The organism is Sphingobacterium bambusae, assembly GCF_033955345.1.
Lineage (GTDB): Bacteria > Bacteroidota > Bacteroidia > Sphingobacteriales > Sphingobacteriaceae > Sphingobacterium > Sphingobacterium bambusae.
On sequence record NZ_CP138332.1, the window covers coordinates 2,390,926 to 2,411,241 of the forward strand.

Here is a 20,316-nt window from a genome sequence, read left to right on the forward strand (position 1 = left end):
TTTGCGACAGCCATGTCTTTTTCGGTTCCTAGATATGTTTAATCGTTATCCTGAGCAGCCTTAATCTTTTCCAAAAGCGTTGGCTTGCCAACAATTTCCGCACAGGTTGCAATAGCGCCTACCGTCACGCCCAAAATACCGTGCATATAGATTCCATGTCCCGTTAAAAACAGGTTTTCCACTTTCGTTTTTGGTGATATAAACGTTTTCAGTGGGTCTTCGACGTCTTTTACGTGGCCGTATAAATTTCCTTCATGCATACCAATGTAATCCCGGTACGATAATGGTGTCGAAACATGGACATGCATCGTCGCTTCGCCTAATCCGGGAATGAACTTCGTTGCTTTTTCCAAAAGTAAATGGGCTCTATCGGCTTTAAAGCAACTATACTCCTCGCCTCTTGATCCCGGCTTTACCACGGTATTGTGTGTATCTCCCCAAGGTGCAACTTCCTCAAAATGCATATAGCTGAGCAGCGTCAGCGTATCTGCATAGCCCGGGTTTTGTGGATCGGCAGTCATCGATAGCATAAACATACTAGGCCAATCTTCGAGCGAATACCGAGCGGCGCCCCATACAGATGCTATACTATCGTGATAATACAGATTGCTCGCTTCGTAAGGAATACTATTGGGCTTAAGCACAACGTGTACACTACAAGCCGATGTCGTCACGGGCAGCTGTTGCACACGATCGAAGAACGGCTTCCTGAAGTATTCACGACCGACCAACTTCAGCGCGCGCTTGGGATCAATATTCATGACAAACAAGTCCGCAACAAATTGCTTCCCACTACTTGTACCGACCTGTGCTATTTTTCCAGCCTCCATAGTCACCGATCGTACTTCTTCACGCTTGAATGCCACTCCCCCAAGTCTTCGTAATTCCTTAATCAACGCTTTACTGATCTGACTTCCTCCACGCGGACAGCGATAAGCACCCAGCAAATATGAATTCAGCGCCAACGCATGCACATAAAACGGAGTCTTATCGTCTTCGCCTGCATACAGAAAATTATTGCCTACCAATACCGCGCGCAACTTCTCATCTGCTGTCAAATCAGCGAAATATGCTTTTACACTGCGGTGCAAGACTTCCGTTTTATACCCATCGCCATCTTCTACATAATACAGCGGAAAGGCATGGCAAACATAGTCGAGATCTTCTACATATTGTTGCAGCGCCTTTCGTTCTTTTGGAAAATAGGGCAATAAATAATCGACAAATGCAGAGTATCCCTGTGCAATAGGAAAAACAGCTTCTTGATCGCCAAAGGTGATACGATCGAACACCGTGGGCATGCGCTCCACATCCAATTGCTGCATGATGCCCAAATAGGAAAAATACTGATACAGGTTCTGCCCTTTCCCCAATCCGCCGATATAATGCACACCGGTGTCGAAGAGCTTTTTGTGACGCGCAAAAGTCTGCAAGTTACCACCAAATTGGTTGTTTTTTTCGAGTACACATACCCGCATGCCTTCTTTGGCCAATGTGACGGCAGTAACGAGCCCCCCAAGACCGCTACCAACGATTACTACATCATATTTGCTGGAATCAGGGCTCATCTTACATAGCGTATAACAAATTCAGAGAGCCTAACGGCCTTCCAGCCATCCCTATCCAGAAGGGGCTCTTCCTTAAAGGTATATATTTCTTGAAAAAAACTCAACTTTTCTACCTGAAAATCTGAAAGCAGAAGTGTAGGATGAACAACAAGCACATTATCTGCTGCATCCATCGTTTCCGTAAAGTTTACCTGCCTATGCTTCCGCCAATAAATACTCTCGGCAACTGCACGCTTTTCAGCATCCGCAATTATCCCAACCACCTTACGTTGTCCTTTTTGAAGGGACAAGAGGTAGTCAAATTCGCCATAGCTATCCGACAAATGATTTATTTTTACAGCTGCTGCAATTACATCCCTAAGGCTGTGGTAGTGCGTTGCATAGGCGTTGATATGACGTTTCACGGCATCTACGATCTCTTCATCCTTGAATAGATAAGCCAGCACGATCTTTTTTGAGAAGTAATGTACTCCTTCAAACTTATGCCGCAGCTTTTCGTAGTTCGATCGGTAATGTTGTGTAATTTGTTTGGTTCTGCTACCGTAATCCACACCAAAATTCGTATCGTTAGCGCCGATACGTTCTCCAATCACAGGGTTTAAAGCACCTCCAAAAATCAGAATATCTCCCTTGGGAAGTACATCGCCATTACCGAGAAGATAAACAGGCACCACATCAAGGTCAAATTCCTGCGCCAAGAAAAATGCTCCTTTATGGAAGCGCTTTACGACATTGTCATAAGAGCGCGTACCTTCCGGGAAGACGATCAACGAATATCCGTTTTTTACTTTCTCGCGTAAAACATCCACACCATTATCCAGTCCTTTACTAACAGGATAAAAGCCCAAGGCCTTTACCGCCCTCCCAAAAATAGGTGAATTCCAAACCCAATCGTTTACCAAAAAAATGCCTTTTGGTACCAGCATCCCCATAGATAGTGTGTCCAAGAAAGAGCTGTGGTTCGCGATGACGACTGCCGGTCGATCAAAGGTTTCCCTGTACTCGTTCCAGTTCTTATGCTTTGTACGCGGATCCATACACAATACAGACTTCATAAAAAGAGCCATCATACGTCTGAAGATATGATCTTTTCGAGCACGACTTATCGGTAAAATCATCAACGCTGTTCTACAGAGGAAAGATAAGATAATAGTTCCCAAGCCGTAATACAGAAAAAAGAGCATCGAAAAAAAGGCGATACTGACCGTGAACGGAGATTTCCCTTGCTTGGCCCTATTGGAAATAAAAAAACGGAACAAAATCGGGTAGAATACAAAAGTGATGATGACGGCGGCAAAAACACCAATAAGTGATACCGAAGCAATAGAAAGTAGAGCCGGATGTTTAGCAAAAACGAGTGCCCCGATTGCCAGAACCGTGGTGAGCACCGCCAACAAGATAGAGGTTCTGTAGGTCTGCAATTCGTCCTCTCCTGTGCTGTATTGCTTCTGTAAAGCCGCTGTCATGAAAATACTGAAGTCTACGCCATGGCCAAAAACCAACGTACACACAATCGCGCTAAAAATATTGAACTCCAATCCAAGCAATCCCATCAGTCCTGTTGTCACAAGTCCGGTCAGAGCAATCGGAACTGCGCTAAGCAGGACCAATTCCACACGACGGAAGAAAACCCACAGGATGAGCAGCACTGCAAAAAAGGAATAGCCCACCAGTCTATTAAAATCGTCGCGAAGCTGACCTAAGAAGTGCTCATTCAAATGTTGACGATCGATCACCAAAACGTCATTGGTTTTATCGATCTGTTTCAAAAACTGATCACGTTTCTCCGGTGCTACTTTTACCAACGTGGAAATTGTATAAAAACTATCGCGTGATGCTAGGAAGTCGGCGGTAGACAAGAGTTTGGCTCCCATGATCTCTTCCATCCCCATCGGTGTATGCTGTTGCGCGATGCGCTCATAAAACATATCGTGCGTATGCGGCGAGAATCCATATTTTTCTCCTTCAGACACCAACTTTTCGCGAAGGTCATTTCTTCTTTTTATATTCCAAAATTTATCCCACCGCTGGAGATACGATGCCTGCGCCTCACTGGATAATGGAAACATCGTTAAACCCGTGTAGTGAATAATCTGATTGCTTGCCTTGGCACGCTCCAACGAAGCGAATAAGCTATCAGCCTTTCGAGCAGCCTCGTCAAAACTCTCGCCCGAAGAAACCAAGTACAGCGACTTTGATGAAGTGTTTAACAAGGTATCTAGCTTCACCTCTGTTTCACGCAACGCTTTCGGCACAAAATTTAAAGAGGCGAGGTTATTATTATACCCTACCCGACCACTGGTGAAACAGCTGATCAGCAGTAACAAGACACACATTGCTATTAGTGGTTTACTCCGTTCAAAAGAAAACCCAGCGATTTTGTCGATCAATGAATTGTATCGTATAGCCTCCCTAGGACGATACAGGTGCGGTATTAGAAGCAGTGTGAATACCGAGGATGAAAATATACAAATGGAAGCGAAAATTCCCAAATCGATCAATGCCGATGAATGTACAAAAAGAAGACATAGAAAGGCTACGGCGTTCGTTGCACCACTCATCAAAAGCGGCCTTGTCAACTCCTTATACAAGGCACGCACGTCTCCCGACTTTTTGAAATGCGTCAGTACATGCAGGGAATAATCTATTGTGATACCAAGCAACACCGCCGCAACACTCAACGATATGGCCGAAATGATAGGCTTATACAAATAAAGACAAGCGAGAGAAAGTGCGACGGCAAAAATGGTTGGGATAAATACCAACACGGGTATATAAATGCGTTTGTAGAAAAGCACGAGCAAGACCATCAATATAGACATCGACAGCAATACCGTCGTGGAGATATCCGTTTTTATCTGCTTGGCGTTGGCAACCGCCACAAAGGTTGAACCATAGTAGGATAGTGATTGTCCAAGAAACTGCTTTTCTAGCTTTTCACGGATAGTTTCCAAATGGTCTACAAACCTCGTGTTGTGTTCCGTATCCGCGCCTCGAAAAATTGGATCCACAAAAAGAAGTATCTTACTACTATCGCTACTCGCAACAAAACCATCCATCAGGATAAATTGATCACCTATACCTTGCTGTCTAATCTTTTCTAAGCCCAAAAATCCGAGACCCAAAGGATCTTTTTGTATAAATCGGCTCGTAACGAAGCCAGTTGGCGACAAAAGTGTACGGTAATTCTGTGCCATGCGTACGGCGATGGAATCTGGGGAGAACCTCTTTTCCATCTCCGCATAGGCTGTGGAATCTAGAAAAAATGGCAAGTTTCGGTATACAAAGTTGTAACTGTCTTCGAGATCCTGCTGCCCTACCTGTCCAGAAATACCCTTTACAAAAACGGTATCTCTTGCTAGTGAATCGACAAAAGCCGTGGCCATCGCCGACAACCTTTGAGGCGATACAGTATCCGTTTTCTCTAAAAGTACCGTGATCTTGTCCGCGAAGTTCATCTGTTTAATGGCGCGGGAAAGCTCATCAGCATCATCGTTTTTTGGAATGATCTGTGTAATATCTTCTTCAAATCGGATCTTGCTGGCTAAAAAACCGCAGCCTACCAAAAAGGCCAGTGCGATCGAACACGATAGCAACTTGTACCGTTGCACCAACAGATAAATATGGTAGAACATTCTTTCCATTATCGTGTTGATACGCCCCTTTGCTGATTAATCTTCAAAAAAAAGTAACTGGAGAAACCAATCAACAACGACATCACAGCAGCTAAGAGCAAACTTCCGACAACATACTGCCACACATGTGATTTTATAGTATCCAACGAGATCCGGTCGAGTTCGAGCGAAGCATTGGAAGGATACAACAATCCTCCGACAAGCAGAGAGGCATAGATAACAAAAGGAATCAGTGGCGCGAAGCTGATATTGGAGAAGGCAAAAGCCAATACTTTGTTCAATCGCAAGAAAACCGCCAATGTGATGGTAAGGGCTGTCTGAAATCCCCAAACGGGGGCAATCCCCATGAATACGCCGAGTCCAATGGATAATGCTTTCTTCTCTGGAGAGTCTTCACTGCCGAGAATGTTTTGCTTAATGAAATCTACTAGATTTTTTTTTTTAAAGTTGCGAAAGAAATTGCGCGGCAAAATATAGAAGAACGTTAGCAATACCAATACCGTATTTAAAATGCTTATACGAGTAAAGTCCTTGAAAGGACGAAAATGAGATACCCGTTCCGTGGGGTCATACAGCACACGGATCGGAATATTTGCGACATGTACACCAGCCCATGCGGCGCGCACAATAATTTCTATTTCGAATTCGAACTTACGCGTATAAAACTTTTTGCCAATCGCTGCCAGCGGATACGCACGAAATCCCGATTGTGTATCGGTCAGCCTCACGCCCGTTTCAAACCAGAACCAAAAATTAGAAAACCGGTTTCCAAAGCTACTTTTACGCGGGACGGAATCATGCGTCATGTTACGACTGCCGATCAACAATACGGGCTCCGTAGATTCCGCAAGATGACGTACAAACGACGGAATATCATCCGCATAGTGCTGCCCATCGGAATCTATGGTTATGGCATAGCTGAAATTACGAGATCGGGCGCGTTTAATTCCTGCGCGGAGCGCCAATCCTTTTCCGCCGTTCTTTTCGCGCGTAATAACATCCAAGGTCGGATATCCCGCCAAAATTTGAGCGGTTCCATCTGTTGCTCCGTCATTCACCACGATAATATCCTCGGTGTAGCTTAAGACAGCATCCAAGACACGCTTTAACGTCTTCTCGTTATTATAGGTGGGAACGATCACCACAATCCCCAATCGCTTCATTTCCGCCGCAGTTGTTTGGTGCTCCATATTCCCCTTGTTTATTGGTTTAACGTACGCTGTTCTTCAGCCGTAAAAAGATGAGACTGCTTCACATAACGTTTCACTAATGATTTTACGGCCGTAGGCTGTGCCGAAGTGTTCGACAATATCATCTGCTTATCTTCGGCAATATTCATCTTGTATTTCAGTATCTTTGGCGAATTTTCCTGAATCGCCAAACGTATCAAGCGAACCTCCACTTGTTTGGGTGACAATTTGATAGCTCGCTCCAACAGGGCAATTCCTTGCGACACCATATCCTTTTTTGCCGACCGCTCGTTCAGGTAGCGCGCACGCAATGTTAGAGCCGCACCCTTATAGGCGAGCAAAACGGGATCATCTTTTTGATAGTCCTTCAACAGTTTGTAAAGACTTTCCGTCGCTTCTTTCGAAGCCTTGGCTTCTTCAAATTGCTTGCGTACGGAATCGAGCTCGATTCCCCAAGAAGAAAACAGGGTCAAAAATACAAGCAATAAACCTTTCATAACTACTTAATTTTATAGACGTTCGTCAATTTCAATGCCACAGTATCACCAAAAGTAGTCACATTTTTAACTTTAATAGTTTGTTCATCTCCAGGCTGCAACTCAAGCAGCAAGGTTAACACGGGGTTTATTTCGGGATTTATGAGCGCCATAAATTTCACATTAGACGACCGTGTCATAAAAAGGGAATGCGTAGTGATCTGCTCTGTCAAGTCTTTAACAATCTGCATCATGCATACTCCGGGAGTTACGGGGTTATCTGGAAAATGTCCTTTAAATATAGCGTGTTTTGGATTCAAGCGGATGCCAACGACATATTTGTTATCCGTTTGTTTGTCAAAATGCTCAATAGTGTAAAAATCTTTTAATAAACTCATTCTAATAGGTTATAGTACCGACTGCTTCTTGTCCAAGTTTAACTGCATCACCAGCGGATATTTTTTATGTTCTATCATTACCTTTTTTGGTAATTTACCCTGCACATCATCAAAAGAAATAAGGAACCGTTCTTTCCCACTTTTGGCGACGGCAATACGGGCAAGATGCCGCTCTTCCATGCTGTAGAAACGGTCATCAACCGTATACACCGGATAATGTTGTTTATCCATAAAAATCAATGCCTGCTGTGCATAGCGACGTTCTGTCAGTGCTCTAAATATATGTACTACCTCTTTGACCAACATTTTCTTGTTCAAATCTGCCATAGCAGTATGAAGCACATATCGATCTGGAAAAACACTCACATCCAACAAGGTTTGTCCAAAATCACTGAGTAGCGCAACACGGTGCACATCGGGTGCTACTGTGCGGATCACGAGGTTACCGTTAACATCCTTGCCAAAAGCCTGTACCTGCGAGCGGTAAACATAGGTATGCGTGCTGTCCACGTAATAGCTATTCAGTTCCTGTTGGTGCGATTCCCGAATACCTACCGCATTCGGATACTGATAGGACCGACAACTCCCAAGGAATAAGACAACAAACGTGCTATAAATTAAAAACCGAGTCATTGATCTGTGCATTAACTTTTCTATTCTTTAAAACAAATCGTGTATAGTCGTTCGAGGGTTCGACCAAGGTCACCTCTTCTACCTGCGTATCGCTGCTTGAAAAAACGAGTATAATTTCCTTGATATACTTTTTCGTATCGTTCAACTTGGGCAATAACTTCAATAAGTTGACTTCCCCTTTCTTGAAATAAGAAACCGTAAACTCTTTCTCGTCATACACCGATCCACGCATACTCGACGACACCAAACGGCTAATTTTTTCAAACTGTTTGCTATTGCCTATGTCCATGCTCGTCTTCTTCCCTTGGTCATCGATGAAAATTTTATTGTTCCGGAAAACCATTTTGTACTGAAAAGGAGCGGTGTAAGACCAGCTGAAACGATCGGGCTGTTTGAGGTATATCTTTCCCGATGAGGTTATCGGTTGCTTGACAAAACTCATATGCTTATACTGCACAAAATCGGCAGACAGCGTCTTGATCTGTGCAGATCGCTTTAGCGATTGCTGAAAGGCCGTCACTTCGCCCGTGGTCATTTTTCGTGTTTGCGCATTACTTAAAAAAGGAAGCATAAACAACAACATGTAAAGTATCTTAAGCTTCATATGCTTGCAAATTTAACAAATCATCGACAGAAACACAGACATAACCTTCAGCTTTCAACATAGGCAATATCTTCCGAAGCACGTTCACCGTCCGCTGTGTGGTGTCGTGCAACAGAATAATGTCTCCAGATTGCAGCTTCCGTAGCACCCGACGGAGGATGCGATCTTCATCTTTGATAACCGTATCCAACGAACGATTGCTCCATCCGATAGTCTGTAATCCTAGTCTTTGGACTGCCTTGGCGACCGAAGGATTAGTGACCCCAAATGGAGGACGAAAGAAAGTTGGCCGTCGGTCTACTGTCGCCGAGATGATGTTGTTGCATGTTTCCAGCTCCGCTATGACCTGCTCCGTCGATAAGAACCCAAAATTGGTAGTATGGGAAAAGGTATGATTAGCTATTGTATGTCCATCGCTAAGGATCCGATTGGCAATGTCAGGAAAATGCTGCACCTCTTTGCCAATGCAGAAAAACGTCGCCTTAAAGTCAAAGTCGCGCAGCAGATCGAGAACCGGCGGCGTAAAGACAGACGGGCCATCGTCAAATGTCAGGGCAACCTGTTTAGCCGCAGGGTTTTTCTTACGATAAAAAACCCGCAGGAAATAACCTAATCGAATATCAAATGCGCCCCAAGTAGTAAAGCCTAGAAGGATCAAAAGACTAGTTACGAAAAAGAGCCAAGAACCACTAAATATGGCATAAGCAAAAGCTAGCGCCATCAGTATAAGGTTGCAAGGCAGTACCCACTTGTGCCTTAGCATGCCTGAATTAAAATCAAGGCGTGGTCTTTCCCTTTTAGCTGGTTATATACGAGAATGGTTTGCGGTTGTTGTACAGCGTGGTTTTCTCTCCAGTGTAAGGAATTCGGAACGCGTTGGTTACGCAGTATCGAAGCAGCCACGGCAAGCCCAAAAGCCGAACAGGAATCATACTGTCCAGATAGATGTTTATAGTAAAGTGGAGAAGCATGCGGCAGAATCTCTTCTACAGTTGCGTAATAGCTATCTTCTTGCAAATCGCCATTGTAGCCCAAGAGCAACGTATCTACATCGCTAGCATGCAACGCATTGGCGGTCAAAAAGTCCCTAATAAAAGTAGAGAGGCCGCTGTCTCCCAAACGATGCTGTATGGTAACGTCCACGAGTTTCGCGTAAGTGCTTGCACTTCTTTGCGTGTCCAGCGAGAAAAAAGTAGCTCCCTCGCCATAATTAACGCCTGGGGTGATACTCGTCTTTACAGTTTCTTTCGTATCTGATGCTTTAATCTCCTCTACCAGCTGCAGTAGGCGATAAGTATGATCGGATACCTCATCAACACCTCCCACTAATAGCTGATTTTCTTCTGCTTGTTGAAGCTGGAGCAGCGCGTCGAGCAGTGCCGACTCAAAAGATATGGAGCGGTTTACATAAGTAAAGTTATACCCTTTGCACTGCAAGCGTAAAGCGATCTGCGCAGCTACGGTGTTATGTGTAGATTGGATAAAGGATGTGGGGGTAAGAAATTCCTCATCATTATCCAAGATATTGCGAAGAAATTTCTCTGAATCTTCCGAGCAACCTAAACCTGTCCCCGTAATAATCGCATCAGGCAGGGATACTTGGGCTTCGTCCAACGCTTGCTGTGCCGCATAAATCCCCATTTTGATCCCGCGGGACATGCGACGAATCATAGCGGGGGGGATAAGCTCTTTGTAAGCAGGCTGCTGGGCATAATTAATTGCTTGGCACAACTCTTCTGCTTCGTTTAACAACTCCGAACGCCAAATACCTTGCGCTGTTACCGCTCCGATTCCATTAATGAATACGCTGTTTTTCATACTTTCGAAAATATCAGGGTTGAACAGTTGCCACCAAAACCGAAGGAGTTGGATAATACATGGGATAGCGGTCGGTAGACGGTTGTTGTCTGCGGAATAAGGTCAAGCTCTTCCATTTGCCGCTGAAAATGTAAATTAGGAAACACCACGCCATGCCGAAGGGCCAAAATGCAGAAAACAGCCTCAATAGCCGCCGCAGCTGCCAATGTATGTCCAGTAAAGGCTTTTGTAGAACTAAATAGCGGCATTCTATCTGAAAAGATACGTGTCAAAGCGCGCCCTTCAGAGAGATCGTTGTTGGGGGTTGCCGTGCCGTGCGCATTGACATAATCAATCGCTGCTGGATCTAACCCAGCAATATCCAACGCTTTGCTCATCGCTAAAAAAGCGCCTTCACCATTTTCAGACGATGCCGTCTGATGAAAGGCGTCGTTCGCATTCCCGTATCCTTGTAGATAGGCTAACGGCTGACGTCCTTCCTCCTGCAAAGCGCTTGCAGATTCTAGCACCAAATACGCTGCGGCTTCTCCCAAGTTGAGTCCACGGCGCTCATTGTCAAAAGGCTGACAGTAATCATCAGTCAATATCATCAACGTCTTGAATCCGTTGATCGTGAATTTGCTGAGCGCATCCGTTCCACCCACAATAACGCGATCCAAACGCCCCGATTTGATCAGCCGAGCCCCCATCATGATCGCATTAGCTGCCGACGAGCATGCCGTGCTAATCGTAGTGACAATTCCTTCCAAGCCGAGACACTCGGCAATTTTATGGGAAGAATCGCCTGCATCATGTGTACTGATATAGGGGTACAAAGTAGGATCGGTGAGGTATTCATAGAAATAACGCTCTGTATAATCCATACCGCCTACACTAGTGGAGGAAATCAATCCTGTGCGTAGCGAATTGATATCATCTATTCCCGCACTTGCCACAGCTGCTTTAGCCGCATAGGCGCCCAACAATGCTGTGCGTGTAAAATTATGTGGCTCAGTAATGTCCAAGGCTGCAGCTAAGTCTTCATTGGAGCGTTTGATTTCTCCCACGAGGATATGTTCGCGATGCTTGGTGTCGAAATTCTGCACGCGTGAAATACCATGTCTCCCTTCCAACAGCGCTTGAAGATTTTCATCAACGGTATTTCCTATCGATGAAATGATACCTATTCCCGTAACTGCAATACCCGTATGAACCATTACTTCGTCCTGTTTTCGGCAATGTATGCCGCCATGCTTTCTATAGACTGAAAAATAGTCTTTCCTTGCTTAGGATCAGACAACTTAATTCCATATTCTTTGTCCATCAAAACGATCAGCTCCAAGGCATCGATAGAATCCAACCCCAGCCCGTCTCCAAATAAAGGATCGCTATCGTTGATATCGGCAACAGTGATATCTTCGAGATTCAGCACTTCAATGATCTTCCCTTTTAATTCTTCTTTTAACTCTGCCATTTCTAGTATATAATAAGTTCTTTTTTATTCGTTCACAAAAATAATACATTAACCCTCAAGGGTTCGAAATAATGAAGAAATGTTTTCTTCCGTGTGCTGTTTTTCTCCCTCAGGTGAAACAATATACAAAACCGCCTCATATTTTTCCTGAAAAAAATCGATCCACCCACATAGCACACGCTTCGCTTTTCCAGAAACCAACAGATAATCTGCATAGGTAGACACCATCGTTACAGGAAACTGATCAGCAACAAAAAAAACATTTTCGGTCTGCAATTGATGCCGGATACTGATTTCCCCAGCGCATATATTAGCTAGCGTGTAAACGAACGTTGCTGGGCTCGGAAAGAAATGATCACTATCCTGAATACTTTCTTGATGCTTCACATCCGTATCCAAACTTCCAGATTTGTTGACCAACACCAATGCTAACCCATCGGTTGGCTCGCCGTCCAAGATATATTCTGCAGCTAGCGTAGCTAATTTGCTCAGCGAATCCATTTTAAAAAACTTCGGATAGGCCGCATTTCGTTGTTTAAAGGCCTCTTTTGCAAAGGCTGAAAAATCGTCTTCCGTCGAAACAAACTGTTCTTCAGTATCCACAACGATCCGTTGCTTCGCAACGACACAATATTTATGCATGTAGCTCCCCATCATCTCTTTTCTATTAAGATGGCTGCGTTGCTTCCCCCAAAACCGGATGCAGTCTTCAATAATCTCTGAATTGGCGCCGATGTCCATTCGCTGACCACCTGCAATGCTTCTGTTGTTCCGAGTTTTTGAAATCCTAATGTGGGGATCGACAGTCCCTGTTCCATGGCTTGAAGAGAAATAACAGTTTCCAACAGTCCAGCAGCACCTAGCGTATGTCCAAAGTACCCCTTCAAACTATTTACAGGAACATGTCCAAGTCCTGATCGGTTGAATGCAATAGCTTCCATTTCATCGTTATAAAGCGTTGCTGTTCCATGAGCGGATATAAAATCAATATCGCTCGCAGAAACTCTGGCCTCCTCCATGGTTCGCCGAACACTTTGATACAATCCCTCTCCGGTTCGCGAGGGCCCAGAGATATGGTTGGCATCGTTGATAGCAGCATCTCCGGTCACTTGGAATGGCCCCGCTTCAAGGGATAGGTATACACATGCAGCGGCATCTCCTAAAGATACGCCAGCCCTGTTTTGATCAAAAGGTCTACAGGGGAAAGGACTCATCGCTTGAAAAGCCTGAAACCCCGAAAGCACAAACTCACTCGCTTCATCGCCCGCCAAAACAAAGGCATCATCATACAGCCCCATTTGTATTAACCGCTTGGCGACAGTGATTGCCAAAACGCCTGAAACACAAGCATGCGAAACAATGATAGGTTCGGTAACTATATGCAGTTTTCGCGCTATTTTTCGCGCTAACACCGTTAACATGGCCTGTGCTGCATCGCTTTCTGCTAAATAACCAATCTCACCTTTCGTGGTTGCCAGTACAAAGGCTGTGCGCGGACCCGGTTTATGCTTTTTTACGATCGGCTCCGCCGCTTTTAACAACATACCTTCGAGCGTCGTCTCATGATCCGCCTCGTTCCCCACTTCTGCTACTGTATAGGGAACTTTCGCAACGAAAACATCCCGTACTAAGCCAACATCCTGCTGTAGAATGGCGCTTTTGCCAGCCAACAGCTGCTGCCAGTTTTCTTCAACATTGCTACCCAAGGGCGTAACGCAATTACGTTCATGGATGTACACTGGCTTCCAAGTAATCAAAGCAGACCTACCTTTCGCTTCCAGTTCAACATAAATTCCGGAATGCCCAATACGAGGTTATTATCTTTATCGAGAAAGACTTGCACCGTTTCTCCTTGACAGACCAACTGATCAGCATCGTTATATATCCTGAATCGGAAAATCATCTTCGCCGCGGGAGTATCCACAAAAGAGGTTACAATACGGGCATTGTCGCCATAGCGCAGCGGAAGCTTATGCTCACAACGAGATTGAACGATCGGCGTGGTATACCCTGATCGCTGTACCGTTAAATAATCGATGTGGTGCGCCTTACCAAAGGCTTCCCGCCCCTGCTCAAAATAAAGTATATAATGTCCGTGCCAAACAATGCCCAAGGAGTCGACCTCACTAAACCGAACAGGTATGGTAACAGTTTCTGTTAATTCCGTTTCTTCGCTAAATGGTCTTCTTCTTTTTGTCATAGATGATGGCGATGCTTAGGGTCAGGATAAAAAACAAAAATAGTAAAATAATAGCAGGAAGAATAGCCGTAAGTCCGGCATGTCTTAACAACACATCATAAAAAGCACTTAATCCCCAGTTCATCGGCGATAAGACTGATAGTTTCTGCATGATATTGGGCATCAAGAACACGGGCACCCAAACGCCACCAAATGCGGCCAGCACAACCGTTAATGTAGCTCCAAAAGGAGCGGACTGCTCTTGTGTACTGGCTATGGTGCCTATTAGTATGCCCAAACCTATGGCGGCCAATCCGCTGAAAATAGCAATCAGGCTCAGTAAGGGAAAATAACCCTGCACCTGAAATTGATGAAGACCTAAATAGGGGAAAAGATAAACCCCAACGAGCAGCATCAGGTAAAACTGAATAAGACTAACGATCAGGTACCCCACGGTCTTGCCCAGCAGGAATGTGGCGTAGGAAGTCGGACTGGTGCTGATGCGCACCATAGTACCCTGTGATTTTTCTTTGACGATATTAATCGATAGCGGCACCACGATAAAAAAGATAGCGAATAAAGCCCAAGCAGGAACATTGTGCTGAGCGGCATTCGGAATCACCGTCTTTCCATTCTCGTTGTCATCAACCTCTTTAAACGAAATGAACTGCTGCTCGGTAAAGTTGTTATCTTGTTGTTCGCCAAGCTCGGACTGGAAGGTACTATATATTGTCTGCGTTTCGATGTTGGATACAAGCTTGTCGATAGACATCTTTACGGCCGTTTTAAATGCGGCTTGTGTTGCGGGATCAAAATAGAGTTTAATTTCTTTTGCTGCGACAGGGGCTACGGCAATCCTTCTCGTTGTATCCCCACTAAAATCAAACTCCGCCAATATCTTATCGACATTCTGCTTCACATGTACATTAAGATCTTTACTTAGATCTTTGGGCAGCACAATGGCGAGCTGATAGGCGCCCTGATGAACCAAGGCTTTAGCTTCACTTTCCGAGATTGGTTTCCCCCCGAGTTGACTGATAAGCTCAAGCGATCCATCCTTAGCAAAGCTTTGTTTAATACGCAGTGAAATGCTGTCCTGATCATGATCAACAAGCAATACCTGCATCCGCGTCCCCAACAAAGAATCGAAGGAGCCACTTTGGACCATTGTCACTGCAACAAGGAGCAGCATGGGCATGACAAAGAGGATGACGATACCGCCAATATCACGGGATAGCAACAACAACTCTTTTTTTATAGACATCAACAGTTTAGACATCCCTAAATCCTTTCCCTGTTAGATTGATAAAGACATCCTCCAAATTGTGTGCCTGAGGTACAGATGCAATAAGTGCTTCCGGAGCTCCTATACGCCATAGTTGGCCCGATTCGATGATGCCCACGCGCGTACAAAATTCCTGTGCTTCCTGCAGGTGGTGCGAAGTGTATACGATGGTTGTTCCCTGTTCATTGAGCGCCTGCAAGTAATCTATAATGGCTTTTTTTGAATGTACATCAACACCTACAGTGGGTTCATCCAAAAAAAGTACTGCTGGCCTATGTAAAACGGCAGCCAATAAATTGACTCGTCTCTTCATCCCTCCAGAAAATGTTTCGACACGCTTGTCCTGATGCTTATCGAGGCCAAGACTGGCCAATGCTGCGTCTGCCTTTTCTTCCAATGACTTGCCTTTAAGGCCGTACATGCTACCAAAGTAGCATAAGTTCTCCTTGGCCGTCAACGAGGGATATAACGCGAAATCTTGCGGCACAACACCGATAGCAGCTCTAAGTTGCCGTGCTGAATTACTGTATGAATAACCGTGAACGGTAAATGCACCAGCACTCGGCTTTACCAGCCCACAAAGCATCGAAATTAATGTTGTCTTACCTGCTCCATTAGGGCCAAGCAAACCAAAAATTTCTCCCTGAGAAATCGTAAGATTCAAATTTTCAACAGCAAACGACTGCGATCCTTTGTATTTTTTCGAAAGCGAGTCTATATGTATGACAGTCTTACTCACACCGATTTTTTCAACTTCTTAAAAAACTGCTCTTCCAAATCGGCTAAACGCAATAAGTCATCTGCCAGTTTATTGTATACGTCATCTTGGTTACTCCGTTTCTTATATACACGGGATGCATCCACCGCGAAATCTCGCCAAAGGTCGCCAATGGCTGTCATCTCCTTGGAAAGGGCAATCAGCGCGTTATTATTGATCTTTTGCCCAGCTTCCTGTAAAAATGCCGAATAAATATAACGGAAACCTCCACCGCCTGTACCGATCTCCTCTTGCATACGCACCATCTGTGCCAGGTAATAGTTGGCTTTTTTTACCCCTACTTTCTTTGGCCATTTTCGAATAGCCCTCGATACCATGCGCATCCCCCGCACACCTACAATGGGCACCGGCGCCAACATATCATTGCAGGTTTTACGAATAGCTTTGACAATAGCACCTTCCCAATCAATCTGTTCCGGAATATGAATCGGGTAATAAATGTGTCCTTTTGGCGCCAATACACCTTTTGCAAAACGAACTTTCTCCAATTCGCTTTCGGTCAAGCGATGTACCACTTCCATGGTAGGGTCGCTGATTAGGTATTCTCCCCCATCCTTCCCATACACAACAAGGTTGTGGGCGTTAAAATGGAAACGATAATCTTCAGGAAAATATGGAAGATGATAAACACCTACCTGCAGGCCACAGGGAATGTTATTTTCCAAATTTTGGTCCAGCACCTCTTGCGCCTTTCTTTTATCGGAGAACTTTTGCCGCTTTATCTTCAAGCCCAGCCTTTTTGCCAATCGATTGAATATCCATCCCGGCGCCGGTCTATAACTTAAGCCTGGAGCGTGGTTCACCTTCAAAAAGGGTAGATACACGTAAAAAAGACCTGATCCTATCCCAAATACCATCGGTTCACTAATTGGCAACCCTCTGTTTTTCAATAGGTTTGAGGCCACACCATTCTCACAATGTGCCGTAATATGATGTTCAAAATCTAATTGCATTAATCTCCTGTATAATTTCGTAATTGGTCGATGCTGATCTCAAATGTGTCGGCATATTTTGCCAAGGTACGTTCATTGAGTCGCCGGAAAACGTTAGGCTTGCTATGCCTTTTCACACGCCATTTCCACATCCCGGTGTAATCAGCTACCAGTTGCCAATCCATCCTTCGCAGTTCCATAAAATAAACGATGGGACTCACTTTATTGTTCCGCACATCTGTTCGAGCCTGCTCAATGCGCTCCTGCAGCTCCTGCATGGTGTGATCCTGTACGACATTCTTGGCATCCCATCCTGTGCTCAACTCGGTCGTATAATCGCCATTCTCGTCCACGGCATAGTATAGCTCGCGTGATCCCTTCTCAAAAACACGTCCATTATCCTGAGGTACTTCTGATTTTTTCATAACAACTACTGTTTTTTAAGGAACAAATTGATTTCTGCAGAGGAAAGTAGCTCACCATCGTGCTTGGCTTGCACCAGCATCGTACAAATTGAGTAGTCATCAGCATCGAACTTCGAGGTCAGTGTGGACTCCGTCAAAATCTGCTGCCCTACTTTGGGTAACATGATAACAGTCATCTGTTTCACGCCCGAAATAAAGCCTATAATTCTTTTATCTGATTGCGGATCATAATCTTCAGCATAAAAACGCTGCCCCACAATGGAGGAGCATGTTTGTGCCATATTTTCCATTAGTCCGACTTCCTGCAAGGTGTCGCCTTCTACAAAAATATTATCTGGCGTGATAAGAAAACTGCAAAGCACATGTTCGGCCGAGATATCTAAAATAGCGTCTACCATCAACATAGGCCTCCTATGAGGAAGAAAATGCTCGATATCTATGCTTGTATTATATACTTGTTCGCTCATTTATTTATCCGCTATGACAGTTTTCATCTGCGCTTTGGCAATGATTTCACCCTCTAATTTAGTAATAATTTCTACTAAAGTGACACCCATAAACTCCTGGATAATACGGATCTCCGTAAAAACCTCCTGATCGACATTCGGCAAAGCGAAAATTTCCACCTGCTGCATGGAACCAATATACCCTGTAGGCGCAGGCTCCCCTTTTAAAAAATACCCAAAACCGGTGTGTAACGCCACAGATTGCGCCATGTGTTCCAACAGGCCACTCTCCTGCAACTCCTCGCCCTCAACAAAAAGAATATCGTTGTTTACCAAAAGTGAAGCAACAAGATGATCGCCCCCATACGAAACCAAGGACGACACCATCACCATGGGCGCTCTTTGGGGAATGAGCCCCAACAACTGCTCAGCAACGATGGGTAAATTCATCAGCACACTGTTAGATAAGCATAGGCGTAAGTAAAGCGCGCACTCTCTGGCACGCAAAGCATAATACGCTGCCCCTTTTGTAGGCGTCCACTATGGAACAACTCCTCCAACATCAGATACACTGAACCGGCACCGACATTACCTACATCACGCAAATTCATATACCATTTCTCGCGCGTAATCTCGATACCTGCTTCGGCGAAACCCTGATAGAGCCCATCAACAAAATAATGGGAAGAAACATGTGGCAAGAGATAGTCAATATCATCAGGTGTTACGGCATGCTTATCCATCGCCATCTTCATACTTTCCACACCTTTTACCAAAATATGTTTGTCCAATAGCTTCGTATCTTGCTTAACGGCAAACACAGATTTTGAAAGCCATTCTTCCGAAGGAAAGTCTGAAAATGCTTTCAACTCACCATCCGCAGTTTTTTCTGCTCCGGCATACATACATACCTCGAGTTCATGCGCGTAAGAATAGCCTTCCATCCACTCAATCTTCAAGGATAAATTACCTCGTTGCACATCTTCCAACAAGAAAGCACCGGCACCATCGGAGAGCATCCATCTTAGAAAATCTTTGTTAAAACCTATTATAGGTTGTTCCTCGAGCTGCTTCAGGTTTTCCACTTCCTTATTAAAGTGGTCGGCCAGCATCCAAGATGACATGCGCTCAGATCCCGCGCATACTGCATTTTTCGTGTTGCCCGATTTCACCGACAGGTAGCCAAATTTAAGCGCATTCATTCCAGCACAACAATTTCCCGCCGCAGAATTTACTTCTAAATTTCTGTTCCCCAACATACCGTGTACCATAACCGCATGAGAGGGCATTAGATAATCTGGAGACGAAGTTCCGCAGGAAAGTAGCTCCACATCGGTGGAACGAAAATCATCATCAAAAAGAGCACGTACCGCTTCAGCAGTCAACGCAGCATTGGTATGTGTAGGCTCGCCGGAAGGCGTAAGTGCATAGTAACGTGTTTTTATTCCGTTATTACGCAACACAATACGACGCGCTTTCGATTCTTTATCATTAATCTTACCCAAATAACCTTCCATCTCCTCGTTATTGATGGGATCGTTAGGTAAAAATTTTGCTATTCTATTTATATAAACTTCGCTCATGTTAGATTCCTTCGTAATGCTGTCGTTCCTTTCTGTATTTAACAAAATACAAAAGAGGGTAAAGCAATAATTCTATCAGATAGACGATAGGGGATATCCCATAGATCGCAAACACGACATAGTACTTAAATATATTGACTAAGCGCTTGCGCTTACTGGGGTTGCGTAGAATAAGGGACGACCATATTTTAAACATCCGATTCCCTTTCTGATCCATTGACACTAGAAAAAAACGATAGTCAATGGCACCATGCATTACCAACTCTTTCTGTAGACCTTCAAAAATACCCTTTTTTAGGTAAGGTAGAATAATTTTTCCGTATTTATCAGCAGTTTCTATCTCTTCATCGGATACACCAGGCTTCGGAAAGATCCCATAAGGTCTTCGTTTCACACCCGAAAACATCCAATCAACGATCGTCACCACAGAGACCAAATTATGATGCCTATCGGTTAACGCAATATTTCCGACAAGCTCCGCACCGACCTCTTGCAGTAGTACCTTCAGTTTGTCCTGCGCTAGGGCCCACATATTACGGCTGCCACTTACGGACACCACCGGCTTACCGTCCAATAGTTTATTCGCAAAGGCGCTCTTCAGAAATGAATTGATGGGTATAGAGGGCGTCAAGTACCAAACCTGATAATGTAAAACAATCAGATCATAGCTCTTCTCCAAAATGTGGGGAGCGGGCGGATGAATTTCCGCCGGTACTTGCTTGAATGTTTCGGGAAAGGTATTAAAGAAGGCTTCTGAGGTCCAGGGAAAGGGGAAGCTCTGCAGCATCTTAATTTCATAGAAATCAACTTCCACTTCCGTATCCTCTACAAATGGTTTTGCTATAGAAGCAGCAATCTGCTCCAACTGTCCCGATTGGGAGAAGTAAATAAAAAGTATCCTTTTCATGTGCGC

At 44.6% G+C, this 20,316-nt stretch carries 22 protein-coding genes; all 22 read right to left on the bottom strand.

The features are described from left to right. Positions 1-38: 38 nt before the first annotated feature. The 22 genes from SCB77_RS09865 to SCB77_RS09970 are packed head-to-tail and all read right to left on the bottom strand — an operon-like array spanning position 39 to position 20,310. On the bottom strand, positions 39-1,568 hold the full coding sequence (locus tag SCB77_RS09865) for a phytoene desaturase family protein (RefSeq protein WP_320186265.1): 1,530 nt from the start codon (positions 1,566-1,568) through the stop codon (positions 39-41). Further along, on the bottom strand, positions 1,565-5,212 hold the full coding sequence (locus SCB77_RS09870) for a 1-acyl-sn-glycerol-3-phosphate acyltransferase (protein WP_320186266.1): 3,648 nt from the start codon (positions 5,210-5,212) through the stop codon (positions 1,565-1,567). The genes SCB77_RS09865 and SCB77_RS09870 overlap by 4 nt, the downstream gene beginning before the upstream one ends. Then, a complete protein-coding gene (locus tag SCB77_RS09875; RefSeq protein WP_320186267.1) occupies positions 5,212-6,393 on the bottom strand; it encodes a DUF2062 domain-containing protein in 1,182 nt (393 codons plus the stop codon). The genes SCB77_RS09870 and SCB77_RS09875 overlap by 1 nt, the downstream gene beginning before the upstream one ends. An 11-nt stretch (positions 6,394-6,404) precedes the next feature. Further along, a complete protein-coding gene (locus SCB77_RS09880; RefSeq protein WP_320186268.1) occupies positions 6,405-6,890 on the bottom strand; it encodes a hypothetical protein in 486 nt (161 codons plus the stop codon). Positions 6,891-6,892: 2 nt separating this feature from the next. Further along, entirely contained in the window at positions 6,893-7,267 is a 375-nt protein-coding gene (locus SCB77_RS09885) for a hypothetical protein (protein ID WP_320186269.1), read from the bottom strand. Between the two features lie 9 nt (positions 7,268-7,276). Further along, positions 7,277-7,900: a hypothetical protein gene (locus SCB77_RS09890; protein ID WP_320186270.1), complete on the bottom strand. Its 624-nt coding sequence runs from the start codon at positions 7,898-7,900 to the stop codon at positions 7,277-7,279. Next, the gene (locus SCB77_RS09895) at positions 7,878-8,504 is read right to left on the bottom strand and encodes a LolA family protein (RefSeq protein WP_320186271.1); all 627 of its coding nucleotides are present in this window, start codon (positions 8,502-8,504) and stop codon (positions 7,878-7,880) included. Before SCB77_RS09895 ends, SCB77_RS09890 begins: the two co-directional genes overlap by 23 nt. Then, positions 8,494-9,225 (bottom strand): polysaccharide deacetylase family protein, encoded by a 732-nt coding sequence (locus SCB77_RS09900; protein ID WP_320186272.1) that lies wholly within the window; start codon positions 9,223-9,225, stop codon positions 8,494-8,496. Before SCB77_RS09900 ends, SCB77_RS09895 begins: the two co-directional genes overlap by 11 nt. Positions 9,226-9,260: 35 nt before the next feature. Continuing rightward, positions 9,261-10,322, bottom strand: coding sequence for a beta-ketoacyl synthase chain length factor (locus tag SCB77_RS09905; RefSeq protein WP_320186273.1), 1,062 nt, complete (start codon positions 10,320-10,322; stop codon positions 9,261-9,263). Further along, a complete protein-coding gene (locus tag SCB77_RS09910) occupies positions 10,319-11,518 on the bottom strand; it encodes a beta-ketoacyl-[acyl-carrier-protein] synthase family protein (RefSeq protein WP_320186274.1) in 1,200 nt (399 codons plus the stop codon). The genes SCB77_RS09905 and SCB77_RS09910 overlap by 4 nt, the downstream gene beginning before the upstream one ends. Beyond that, a complete protein-coding gene (locus SCB77_RS09915; protein WP_320186275.1) occupies positions 11,518-11,775 on the bottom strand; it encodes a phosphopantetheine-binding protein in 258 nt (85 codons plus the stop codon). Before SCB77_RS09915 ends, SCB77_RS09910 begins: the two co-directional genes overlap by 1 nt. 48 nt (positions 11,776-11,823) lie before the next feature. Further along, entirely contained in the window at positions 11,824-12,417 is a 594-nt protein-coding gene (locus SCB77_RS09920) for a beta-ketoacyl-[acyl-carrier-protein] synthase family protein (protein WP_320186276.1), read from the bottom strand. Positions 12,418-12,428: 11 nt separating this feature from the next. Beyond that, positions 12,429-13,532, bottom strand: a complete 1,104-nt coding sequence (locus tag SCB77_RS09925) for a beta-ketoacyl synthase N-terminal-like domain-containing protein (protein WP_320186277.1) — start codon at positions 13,530-13,532, stop codon at positions 12,429-12,431. Then, on the bottom strand, positions 13,529-13,975 hold the full coding sequence (locus SCB77_RS09930; protein ID WP_320186278.1) for an acyl-CoA thioesterase: 447 nt from the start codon (positions 13,973-13,975) through the stop codon (positions 13,529-13,531). The genes SCB77_RS09925 and SCB77_RS09930 overlap by 4 nt, the downstream gene beginning before the upstream one ends. Continuing rightward, a complete protein-coding gene (locus SCB77_RS09935) occupies positions 13,950-15,218 on the bottom strand; it encodes an ABC transporter permease (RefSeq protein ID WP_320186279.1) in 1,269 nt (422 codons plus the stop codon). The genes SCB77_RS09930 and SCB77_RS09935 overlap by 26 nt, the downstream gene beginning before the upstream one ends. Before the next feature lie 7 nt (positions 15,219-15,225). Next, complete coding sequence (locus SCB77_RS09940) at positions 15,226-15,978, bottom strand: ABC transporter ATP-binding protein (RefSeq protein ID WP_320186280.1); 753 nt, start codon at positions 15,976-15,978, stop codon at positions 15,226-15,228. Next, positions 15,975-16,970 (bottom strand): BtrH N-terminal domain-containing protein, encoded by a 996-nt coding sequence (locus tag SCB77_RS09945; protein ID WP_320186281.1) that lies wholly within the window; start codon positions 16,968-16,970, stop codon positions 15,975-15,977. The genes SCB77_RS09940 and SCB77_RS09945 overlap by 4 nt, the downstream gene beginning before the upstream one ends. Further along, positions 16,970-17,374 (bottom strand): hypothetical protein, encoded by a 405-nt coding sequence (locus SCB77_RS09950; RefSeq protein ID WP_320186282.1) that lies wholly within the window; start codon positions 17,372-17,374, stop codon positions 16,970-16,972. The genes SCB77_RS09945 and SCB77_RS09950 overlap by 1 nt, the downstream gene beginning before the upstream one ends. A 5-nt stretch (positions 17,375-17,379) precedes the next feature. Next, positions 17,380-17,841, bottom strand: a complete 462-nt coding sequence (locus SCB77_RS09955) for a hypothetical protein (protein WP_320186283.1) — start codon at positions 17,839-17,841, stop codon at positions 17,380-17,382. After that, positions 17,842-18,270, bottom strand: coding sequence for a hypothetical protein (locus tag SCB77_RS09960; protein WP_320186284.1), 429 nt, complete (start codon positions 18,268-18,270; stop codon positions 17,842-17,844). Beyond that, complete coding sequence (locus SCB77_RS09965; protein ID WP_320186285.1) at positions 18,270-19,403, bottom strand: beta-ketoacyl-ACP synthase III; 1,134 nt, start codon at positions 19,401-19,403, stop codon at positions 18,270-18,272. Before SCB77_RS09965 ends, SCB77_RS09960 begins: the two co-directional genes overlap by 1 nt. Before the next feature lies 1 nt (position 19,404). Continuing rightward, positions 19,405-20,310 carry an NADPH-dependent FMN reductase family protein gene (locus tag SCB77_RS09970; protein WP_320186286.1) on the bottom strand — a complete coding sequence of 302 codons (906 nt, stop codon included), beginning with the start codon at positions 20,308-20,310 and terminating at the stop codon, positions 19,405-19,407. Positions 20,311-20,316 lie beyond the last annotated feature (6 nt).

What these genes read in the sequence shown, in the direction of transcription:
- SCB77_RS09865 (WP_320186265.1), bottom strand. Translation starts at nt 1,568, where the DNA reads ATGAGCCCTGATTCCAGCAAATATGATGTAGTAATCGTTGGTAGCGGT.
- SCB77_RS09870 (WP_320186266.1), bottom strand. Translation starts at nt 5,212, where the DNA reads ATGGAAAGAATGTTCTACCATATTTATCTGTTGGTGCAACGGTACAAG.
- SCB77_RS09875 (WP_320186267.1), bottom strand. Translation starts at nt 6,393, where the DNA reads ATGGAGCACCAAACAACTGCGGCGGAAATGAAGCGATTGGGGATTGTG.
- SCB77_RS09880 (WP_320186268.1), bottom strand. Translation starts at nt 6,890, where the DNA reads ATGAAAGGTTTATTGCTTGTATTTTTGACCCTGTTTTCTTCTTGGGGA.
- SCB77_RS09885 (WP_320186269.1), bottom strand. Translation starts at nt 7,267, where the DNA reads ATGAGTTTATTAAAAGATTTTTACACTATTGAGCATTTTGACAAACAA.
- SCB77_RS09890 (WP_320186270.1), bottom strand. Translation starts at nt 7,900, where the DNA reads ATGACTCGGTTTTTAATTTATAGCACGTTTGTTGTCTTATTCCTTGGG.
- SCB77_RS09895 (WP_320186271.1), bottom strand. Translation starts at nt 8,504, where the DNA reads ATGAAGCTTAAGATACTTTACATGTTGTTGTTTATGCTTCCTTTTTTA.
- SCB77_RS09900 (WP_320186272.1), bottom strand. Translation starts at nt 9,225, where the DNA reads ATGGCGCTAGCTTTTGCTTATGCCATATTTAGTGGTTCTTGGCTCTTT.
- SCB77_RS09905 (WP_320186273.1), bottom strand. Translation starts at nt 10,322, where the DNA reads ATGAAAAACAGCGTATTCATTAATGGAATCGGAGCGGTAACAGCGCAA.
- SCB77_RS09910 (WP_320186274.1), bottom strand. Translation starts at nt 11,518, where the DNA reads ATGGTTCATACGGGTATTGCAGTTACGGGAATAGGTATCATTTCATCG.
- SCB77_RS09915 (WP_320186275.1), bottom strand. Translation starts at nt 11,775, where the DNA reads ATGGCAGAGTTAAAAGAAGAATTAAAAGGGAAGATCATTGAAGTGCTG.
- SCB77_RS09920 (WP_320186276.1), bottom strand. Translation starts at nt 12,417, where the DNA reads ATGCATAAATATTGTGTCGTTGCGAAGCAACGGATCGTTGTGGATACT.
- SCB77_RS09930 (WP_320186278.1), bottom strand. Translation starts at nt 13,975, where the DNA reads ATGACAAAAAGAAGAAGACCATTTAGCGAAGAAACGGAATTAACAGAA.
- SCB77_RS09935 (WP_320186279.1), bottom strand. Translation starts at nt 15,218, where the DNA reads ATGTCTATAAAAAAAGAGTTGTTGTTGCTATCCCGTGATATTGGCGGT.
- SCB77_RS09945 (WP_320186281.1), bottom strand. Translation starts at nt 16,970, where the DNA reads ATGCAATTAGATTTTGAACATCATATTACGGCACATTGTGAGAATGGT.
- SCB77_RS09950 (WP_320186282.1), bottom strand. Translation starts at nt 17,374, where the DNA reads ATGAAAAAATCAGAAGTACCTCAGGATAATGGACGTGTTTTTGAGAAG.
- SCB77_RS09955 (WP_320186283.1), bottom strand. Translation starts at nt 17,841, where the DNA reads ATGAGCGAACAAGTATATAATACAAGCATAGATATCGAGCATTTTCTT.
- SCB77_RS09960 (WP_320186284.1), bottom strand. Translation starts at nt 18,270, where the DNA reads ATGAATTTACCCATCGTTGCTGAGCAGTTGTTGGGGCTCATTCCCCAA.
- SCB77_RS09965 (WP_320186285.1), bottom strand. Translation starts at nt 19,403, where the DNA reads ATGAGCGAAGTTTATATAAATAGAATAGCAAAATTTTTACCTAACGAT.
- SCB77_RS09970 (WP_320186286.1), bottom strand. Translation starts at nt 20,310, where the DNA reads ATGAAAAGGATACTTTTTATTTACTTCTCCCAATCGGGACAGTTGGAG.